Origin of the sequence: Phenylobacterium sp. (assembly GCF_036821595.1) — a bacterium.
Taxonomy (GTDB): domain Bacteria; phylum Pseudomonadota; class Alphaproteobacteria; order Caulobacterales; family Caulobacteraceae; genus Phenylobacterium.
Window position 1 is genome coordinate 1 of the sequence record NZ_DAISJG010000088.1, and the last position, 7,645, is coordinate 7,645.

The window sequence follows — 7,645 nt, forward strand, 5'->3', positions numbered from 1 at the left end:
GCGCGACCTTCATGACCGAGAGCGCGGCCATCGTGCAGTACCTCGTCACCCGCCATGGGCCGAGCGACCTGGCCGTCCCGGTGGAGGACGACGCCTACGGCGCCTGGCTCAACTGGCTGCATTTCGGGGAGGCGACGCTGACTTTCCCGCAGACCCTGGTGCTGCGCTACCGCACCTTCGAGCCCGGCAAGGCCGAGGCGGTGGCCGACGACTACGCCAAATGGTTCCTCAGCCGGCTGCGCGGCGTGGACCGGGCGCTGGCCGACCGCGAGTGGCTTTGCGCGGGGCGGTTCACGGCGGCAGACATTTCAGTGGGTTACGCCCTGCTGCTTGCGTCCCACCTGAAGCTCTCGGAGCAGTTCACGCCCGCCCTGGCGGCCTACTGGGCCAGGCTGAAGGCGCGGCCGGCCTTCCGGTCGGCCAAGGCCGCCCAGAAGATCGAACTCGCCGAGGCGCTGGAGGGCTGAGGCCTATTCCGTGGTCTGGCCGTCGAAGTGCTCTTCGCTGGCCTCCGCCTCGGCCTTGGTGTTGTGCACCACGCCGTCCCGGTGATCGGGCGGGCCGTAGATGGTGTAGAGCTTCAGCGGCTTGTCGCCGGTGTTGATCACGTTGTGCCGCGCCCCGGCCGGCACGATCACCGCGTCGTCGGCCTCGACCTTGTGGGCCTTGCCGTCGATCTCCACACGGGCGTGGCCCTTCTCGATGCGGAAGAACTGGTCGTGGTCCTCGTGGACCTCCTCGCCGATCTCCTCGCCGGGCTTGAGGGACATGAGCACGAGCTGCAGGTGCCTGCCCGTGTAGACCACCCGCCGGAAGGCGTGGTTCTGCTCGGTCAGGTCCTCGATGTCTTCGACGAAGCCCTTCATGCCGTCCTCCGCGTTGCGCCGTGAAGCTAGGCCAACGCCCGCGCGGCCGTGATGATCCACGTCAAACGCCCCCTGACGCCGCGTCAGCTTACGTGGCGGCGCGCTTGCCAGCGTCGGCCATCGGCCTAGGCTTTCGCGAAAGATCATAGACGGGGAGGACGTGTCATGAGCCCAGCCGACGACGCCACGGCGGTGACCGCGGCCGCCAAGCCGCCCTTCAAGCCGCTGCCGCAGAAGGCGCCGGACGTCAGCGTCGAGCGCCGGGCCGACGGGTCGATCCTGATCCGCTCCAACCACCCCCCGGGCGAGGGGCCGCGCTCCATCGCCCACCTGCTGGCGCAGCGGGCGGCCGAGCACCCGGACCGGCCCTACATCCTGCAGCGCGCGCCCGGCCACGGTCCCTGGCAGGGCGTCACCTACGGCGAGGCCAAGCGGGCGGCCGACGGCATCGCCCAGTGGCTGCTGGACCGCGGCCTGACCGGCGCCGACAGCGTCATGGTGCTCTCGGCCAATTCGGTGGAGCACGCCCTGGTCATGCTGGGCTGCTACACGGCCGGCGTGCCGATCGCCCCGATCAGCCCGGCCTACAGCCTGATCTCGTCGGACCACGCCAAGCTGAAGCACTGCTTCGAGACCGTGCGGCCCAAGGCGGTGTTCGTGCAGAACTCCGACATGTTCGCCCGCGCGGTCGAGACCCTCAGGGCGCTGGACCCGGAACTGTTCTTCATCAGTGTGGACGGTGGGAACGGGCCCATCGCGCTCTCCGAGCTCACCGCCACCGAGCCCACCGAGGCCGTGGAGGCGGCGCGCGAGCGGCTCGGCCATGAGACGGTCGCCAAGTACCTGTTCACCTCAGGGTCCACGGGCATGCCCAAGGGCGTGCCCCAGACCCACGGCATGTTCGCCGGCGTCATCGCCGGCCAGGAGGGCCTGCGCGGCGAGGACCCCGATCCGGACGTCGTGCCCCAGGCGCTCGACTGGATGCCCTGGAGCCACATCTCGGCCGGCAACATCGCCTTCAACGGCAACCTCTGGGCCGGCGGCGTCCTGCACCTGGACGAGGGCAAGCCGATCCCTGGCATGTTCGAGACCACGATCAAGAACCTCTACGAGGTCTCGCCCTTCGTGTTCGGCTCCGCGCCGGTGGCCTTCGGCATGCTGGCCGAGGCCATGGAGCGCGACCCGGAGCTGCGCCGAAGCTTCTTCAAGAACCTGCGATACATGGGCTACGGCGGGGCCACCCTGTCCAACGACATCTACGAGCGGATGCAGGCGCTCGCCATCGCCGAGACCGGCTGCCGCATCCCGCTGACCACCATGTACGGCGCGACGGAGACGCAGGGGATCACCGTGGTCCACTGGATCACCGAGCGGGTCGGGCTGATCGGCCTGCCGCTGCCGGGGATCACGCTCAAGCTCGTGCCCAACGGCTCCAAGCTGGAGGTGCGGGTGAAGGGCCCCACCGTCACCAGCGGCTACCACAACGACCCGGAGAAGACGGCGGCGGCCTTCGACGAGGAGGGCTACTACAAGCTGGGCGACGCCTGCCGCTTCCTCGATCCCGACGATCCCACCCAGGGCCTGGTGTTCGACGGCCGGGTGACGGAGGACTTCAAGCTCGACAGCGGCACCTGGGTCTCGGTCGGCACGCTCAGGCCCGACCTGGTGGCGGCCTGCACCCCCTACGTCTTCGACATGGTGATCACCGGCCAGGACAAGCCGTTCGCCGGGGCCCTGATCTGGCCGTCGCCGGCCGGCCTGGCGACCCTCGGCGAGGACCCGTTCCCCAAGCTTCTGGCGGCGCTGAAGGCGCGGATCGCCGAGTTCAACGCCACCTCCGGCGGCTCCTCGCGGCGCATCGGTCGGTTCATCGTCATGACCGACCCGCCGTCCATCGACGCGGGCGAGATCACCGACAAGGGCTATGTGAACCAGCGCGCCACCCTGGAGAACCGCGCCGCCCTGGTGGAGAGCCTCTACGCCGAACCGCCCGGCCCCGGGGTCGTCGTCGTCTAGATGCCCGAGCTGATCCTGCACCACTACGACACCTCGCCCTTCTCGGAGAAGGCGCGGGCGATGCTGGGCGTGAAGGGGCTGGCGTGGCGCTCGGTGATCCAGCCGGTGATCATGCCCAAGCCGGAGCTGGTCCCGCTGACCGGCGGCTACCGGCGCATCCCGGTGCTGCAGGTGGGCGCCGACGTCTACTGCGACAGCCAGGCGATCCTCGAGGAGGTCGAGCGGCGCCATCCCGAGCCGGCGCTGGCCCGCGGCGCCGACTGGGCGGTGAACCTGTTCGCCGACCGGCTGTGGTTCCAGGCCTGCGTGGCGGTGATCTTCGCCAAGCTGGGCGACGCCGTGCCGAAGGCGTTCATCGCCGACCGCGAGAAGCTGTCGGGCCGGCCGTTCGACATCGCCGCGATGAAGGCCGCCGAGCCCTTCGCCCGCGCCCAGTGGCGGGCCTACGCCGCCTGGGCCGACACAGGCCTGGCGCAGGCGCCCTACCTCGGGGGAGAGCGGCCGTCGCTGTCGGACGTGGCGCTCTGGATGCCGGTCTGGTGGGCCGGCGGCGCCGTGCCCGACCTGATGGCGGGGCTCGACCGGCTGCAGGCCTGGGCCGGGCGCATGCGCGCCTTCGGCCACGGGCAGAGGACCGAGATGACGCCCGCCGAGGCGCTGGACGTCGCCCGCGCCGCGACGCCCGCGCCGGCCGCCGTCGACACGGACGATCCCTCTGGGCTCGGTGCTGGCGACCCCGTCACCGTCCAGGCCGACGACTACGGCCGCGACCCCATCGGCGGCCGGCTGGCCGGCCTGACCCCCACCCGCATCACCCTGGCGCGCGAGGCCGACGGCCTCGGCCCGATCCATGTGCATTTCCCGCGGGCAGGCTACGTCCTGGCGCGGGACTGACGGAGGCTCCCATGAACGACCGCGTGACCGTGGACATCCAGGACGGCGTCGCCGACGTGCGCCTGGTCCGCGCCGACAAGATGAACGCCCTCGACAACGCCATGTTCGAGGCCCTGGTCGAGACCGGGGAGGCGCTGAAGAGCAACAAGGACATCCGCGCCGTGGTGCTGTCCGGCGAGGGGCGGGCGTTCTGCGCCGGCCTCGACATGGGCAACTTCGCCCAGATGGCCTCGGGCGAGCGCAAGGGCGGCGAGCGCACGGTGGACGAGCTGACCAAGGGCCGCACGCCGGCCGGCGCCAACCGCGCGCAGCAGGCCTGCTACGTCTGGCGCGAGGTGCCCGTGCCGGTGATCGCCGCGGTGCACGGCGTGGCGTTCGGCGGCGGCTTCCAGCTGGCGCTGGGGGCCGACCTGCGGTTCGTCACCGCCGACGCCAGGCTGGCGGTGCTGGAGATCAAGTGGGGCCTGGTGCCCGACATGGCCGGCATCGTGCTGATGCGCGGCCTGATCCGCGACGACGTGGCCCGCGAGCTCACCTGGAGCGGCCGGATCTTCTCCGGCGAGGAGGCGGCCGCCATGGGGCTCGCCACCCGGGTCTGCGCCGACCCCCGCGCCGACGCGCTCGCCCTGGCGCGCGAGATCGCGTCCAAGAACCCGCACGCGATCCGCGCCGGCAAGCGGCTGCTGAACCTCGCCCAGTCGGACGCCGACATCGCCACGGTGTTCCTTGAGGAGACCCGCGAGCAGGTGGCCCTGATCGGCGCGCCCAACCAGGTGGAGGCCGTGATGGCCAACCTCCAGAAGCGCGCGCCGGTCTTCGCCGACTAGGGCAGGGCGGGGCCTAGCGCGCGGCGAGCCGGGTCGCGGCGCGGTTGGCGGCGAACTGCTTCATGGTCGCCTCCACCGTGCTGCGCACGCAGGCGCGGTGGATGTCCACCGGGAAGCTCGCGCCGAAGGTCTCGCGCAGGCACAGGCCGCGGGCGGCCTTGGTCACCTCGGCCTGCACCTGCTCGGGGGTCTTGCCCTCGGTGGAGATGCGGACGGACTTGGCGGCGGCCGGCGCGGCGGCGACGAGCACGGCGGCGGCGGCCAGGGTCAGGGTGCGGATCATCATGGGAGTTCGGTTCCGGATTGAGGTTGCTGCCAACCCCTTTCGCGGCGTTCCTCTTCAGGCGGTGGCCGTACTGACGGTGGCCTTGCGCCTGGGGTCCCGAATGCCTGCGCCCGTCTGGGTTATCAATGATCTTGTTGCGCTGCAGCGTGGAAATTTCGCAATGCAGTGAAATCGGGCGCCGGCCGCCCGGCGCGCGGGCGCCCGGTCAGCCGCGGCCGACGAACGGCATCTTGGTCGCCATCACCGTCATGAACTGGACATTGGCCTCGAGCGGCAGCCCGGCCATGTAGAGCACGGCGTCCGCCACGGCCTTCACGTCCATCACCGGTTCGGGCGCGATGGAGCCGTCGGCCTGCAGCACGCCCCTGGCCATGGCGCGGGTCATGTCGGTGCCGGCGTTGCCGATGTCGATCTGGCCGCAGGCGATGTCGTAGGCCCGCCCGTCGAGCGAGGTGGAGCGGGTCAGGCCGGTGATCGCGTGCTTGGTGGCGGTGTAGGCGACCGAGCGGGGCCGGGGCGCGTGCGCCGAGATCGAGCCGTTGTTGATGATCCGCCCGCCCCGCGGGTCCTGGTCCTTCATCAGCCGGAACGCCGCCTGGGTGCAGAGGAAGGCGCCGGTCAGGTTGACGTCGACCACCCGCTTCCACGCATCGAGCGTCAGGTCCTCGAGCGGGACGGGCGGCGCGCCCGTTCCGGCGTTGTTGAACAGCAGGTCGAGCCGGCCGAACCGGCCGCGGGTGGCCTGGAACAGGCGCTCCACGGCGGCGGGGTCCGCCACGTCGGTGGCGACGGGCATGGCCCAGTCGGCGGCCTCGCCGGCCTGGGCGACGGTCTCGTCGAGGGCCTCGGGACGTCGGCCGGCCAGCGCCACGGACCATCCCTCGCGCAGCAGGGCGAGCGCGACCGCCCGGCCGATGCCGGAGCCCGCGCCCGTGACGATGGCGACCTTGCCGCTGCCTGAGGCCATGCGCCTCGATAGCGGCGATCCCGGCCGGCCGCTAGAGATGGCGGAGTACAAGGAGTGGCGGCGTGGCGTTCCAGATCGAGGTGGGCGAACCGGAGGGTGAGGGCGGAGCCCGCGTGCTGCGGGTGAGCCGGGACGGCGGGCCGCCGCGCGAGTACCGGCTGGAGGGCGCCACCCAGGACGCCTGCCAGGACCTGTTCGCCCGGTTCGCCGCGGACTTCGGCTGCCGCATGCCGCTGAGCCGCCGGCCGGTGGCGGCGGCGCCTTCGGACCCGAGGCTCCAGCCCCTGCTGACGCGGAACCTCACCCCGGACATCCTCTACGGCTACGGCGATCCCTCGGTGCTGAGGGACGGCGACCGCTGGTGGCTGACGGTGACCTCCAACGACGCGCCGCAGAGCTTCCCGATCCTCTCCTCCCGCGACCTCATCACCTGGGAGCCGGAGGGCTTCGTCTTCCCCGCGGGCGCCAGGCCCGCCTGGGCGATGGCCGGCCCGGGGAGCGACTTCTGGGCCCCCGAGGCCCACCGCATCGGCGACGAGTACTGGCTCTGCTTCACCGCCCGCGAGCACGGCGGCCGGCTCGCCATCGGCCTGGCGAAGGCGGATCGCCCGGGCGGGCCCTACGTCGCGCCTGAGCGGCCGCTGCTGGGCGGGGACGTGATCGACGCCCACATCCTGCCCGACCCCGAGGGGCCGATCCTGTACTGGAAGGAGGACAGCAACGGCCACTGGCCCGGACCGCTCGGCCGGCTCCTGTTCGAGCGGGAGGACCTGCTCCCCCGGCTGCTGCCCGACGCGGAGGACCAGGTGACCGGCGAGATCGCGCGGGCGCTGCACGTCTGGTCCGAGACCCTCGGGCCGATGGAGCAGTTCTGCCTGCGCCAGCTGCTGATCGAGGCGGTGACCGAGGACTTCGCCGACTTCCGCGGGCGCCTGGAGGCCCTGAGCGGCGAGATCGGCCCGCTGGCCGACGTGGTGCTGGAGGCGCTCACCACCACGGTCTACGCCCAGCGCCTGGCGCCCGACGGCTCGGCCCTGGTGGGGGAGCGGGTCGCGGTGCTGCGCAACGACCTGCCGTGGGAGGCGCACCTCATCGAGGGCATGTGGATCACCCGGGCGGGCGGCCGCTGCTGGATGTTCTATTCGGGCAACGACTTCTCCACGGCCCAGTACGGGATCGGCGTCGCGGTGGCCGACAGTCCCTTCGGGCCCTTTCACAAGCAGCCGGAGCCGTTCCTGCGCTCCACCGCCGACTGGTGGGGGCCGGGTCACGCCTCCGTCGGCGTCGGCCCGGAGGGCGAGCCCAGGCTCTTCCTGCACGCCTTCCGGCCGGGCGAGATGGGCTACAAGGTGTTCCGCGCCCTGCTCACCGCGCCGATCACCTTCGAGGACGGGACGGTGCGGCTGGCCGATCGCCCCATTCGCGGGGTTGCCGGGGGGATTTCGGGCCGCTAGCCCTAGCGCCCCATGGCTGACCTCCCCCCACCTCCGCCCACCAACGTCGAAGTCGTCGTCGTCTATCCGCCGAGACTGGCCCCGCTCGGGGGCGAGGCCGCCTTCAGTGCGGTGCAGATCGGCCCTGAGATCCTGCAGACCACGCCGCGACTCGACGAGGCACTGAAGCGGGTTCCCGGCGTATCGCTGTTCCGCCGGACCGGGAGCGCGGCGGCCAATCCGACCACCCAGGGGCTGTCGCTGCGCGCCATCGCCCCGTCCGGCGCCGGCCGGGCGCTGGTGACCCTCGACGGGGCGCCGCAGAACGATCCGTTCGGCGGCTGGGTGATCTGGAG

The 7,645-nt window shown here is 71.9% G+C and carries 9 protein-coding genes; 6 read left to right on the forward strand and 3 right to left on the reverse strand.

Annotated features, from left to right (window positions below; all coding sequences use genetic code 11):
• Window positions 1-467 (forward strand): glutathione S-transferase family protein (locus V7Z97_RS18350; protein ID WP_334164887.1); only part of this gene is annotated, 467 nt, incomplete at its 5' end.
• A 3-nt stretch (window positions 468-470) separates the two neighbouring features.
• Here V7Z97_RS18350 and V7Z97_RS18355 read toward each other — a convergent pair.
• Complete coding sequence (locus tag V7Z97_RS18355) at window positions 471-866, reverse strand: cupin domain-containing protein (protein ID WP_334164888.1); 396 nt, start codon at window positions 864-866, stop codon at window positions 471-473.
• A gap of 165 nt (window positions 867-1,031) precedes the next feature.
• On the opposite strand from V7Z97_RS18355, the gene V7Z97_RS18360 reads away from it, so the two are divergent.
• Genes V7Z97_RS18360 through V7Z97_RS18370 form a run of 3 tightly spaced genes read left to right on the forward strand, consistent with a single transcriptional unit; the run spans window position 1,032 to window position 4,603 of the window.
• Window positions 1,032-2,882, forward strand: a complete 1,851-nt coding sequence (locus tag V7Z97_RS18360; RefSeq protein WP_334164889.1) for an AMP-binding protein — start codon at window positions 1,032-1,034, stop codon at window positions 2,880-2,882.
• Window positions 2,883-3,776, forward strand: a complete 894-nt coding sequence (locus tag V7Z97_RS18365) for a glutathione S-transferase family protein (RefSeq protein WP_334164890.1) — start codon at window positions 2,883-2,885, stop codon at window positions 3,774-3,776. It begins immediately after the preceding gene.
• 11 nt (window positions 3,777-3,787) lie between these two features.
• Window positions 3,788-4,603, forward strand: coding sequence for a crotonase/enoyl-CoA hydratase family protein (locus tag V7Z97_RS18370; RefSeq protein ID WP_334164891.1), 816 nt, complete (start codon window positions 3,788-3,790; stop codon window positions 4,601-4,603).
• Between the two features lie 13 nt (window positions 4,604-4,616).
• Here V7Z97_RS18370 and V7Z97_RS18375 read toward each other — a convergent pair whose 3' ends face one another.
• Window positions 4,617-4,889 carry a hypothetical protein gene (locus tag V7Z97_RS18375; protein ID WP_334164892.1) on the reverse strand — a complete coding sequence of 91 codons (273 nt, stop codon included), beginning with the start codon at window positions 4,887-4,889 and terminating at the stop codon, window positions 4,617-4,619.
• A gap of 205 nt (window positions 4,890-5,094) precedes the next feature.
• A complete protein-coding gene (locus tag V7Z97_RS18380; RefSeq protein WP_334164893.1) occupies window positions 5,095-5,856 on the reverse strand; it encodes an SDR family oxidoreductase in 762 nt (253 codons plus the stop codon).
• A gap of 62 nt (window positions 5,857-5,918) precedes the next feature.
• Between V7Z97_RS18380 and V7Z97_RS18385 the strand changes: the two genes are divergently transcribed.
• Window positions 5,919-7,310 (forward strand): family 43 glycosylhydrolase, encoded by a 1,392-nt coding sequence (locus V7Z97_RS18385; protein ID WP_334164894.1) that lies wholly within the window; start codon window positions 5,919-5,921, stop codon window positions 7,308-7,310.
• 12 nt (window positions 7,311-7,322) lie between these two features.
• The coding region (locus tag V7Z97_RS18390) for a Plug domain-containing protein (protein WP_334164895.1) at window positions 7,323-7,645 on the forward strand (323 nt) is incomplete at its 3' end.

Excerpts from the sequence above, each read along its gene's own strand:
- V7Z97_RS18355 (WP_334164888.1), bottom strand. The coding sequence starts at position 866 with ATGAAGGGCTTCGTCGAAGACATCGAGGACCTGACCGAGCAGAACCAC.
- V7Z97_RS18360 (WP_334164889.1), top strand. The coding sequence starts at position 1,032 with ATGAGCCCAGCCGACGACGCCACGGCGGTGACCGCGGCCGCCAAGCCG.
- V7Z97_RS18365 (WP_334164890.1), top strand. The coding sequence starts at position 2,883 with ATGCCCGAGCTGATCCTGCACCACTACGACACCTCGCCCTTCTCGGAG.
- V7Z97_RS18370 (WP_334164891.1), top strand. The coding sequence starts at position 3,788 with ATGAACGACCGCGTGACCGTGGACATCCAGGACGGCGTCGCCGACGTG.
- V7Z97_RS18375 (WP_334164892.1), bottom strand. The coding sequence starts at position 4,889 with ATGATGATCCGCACCCTGACCCTGGCCGCCGCCGCCGTGCTCGTCGCC.
- V7Z97_RS18380 (WP_334164893.1), bottom strand. The coding sequence starts at position 5,856 with ATGGCCTCAGGCAGCGGCAAGGTCGCCATCGTCACGGGCGCGGGCTCC.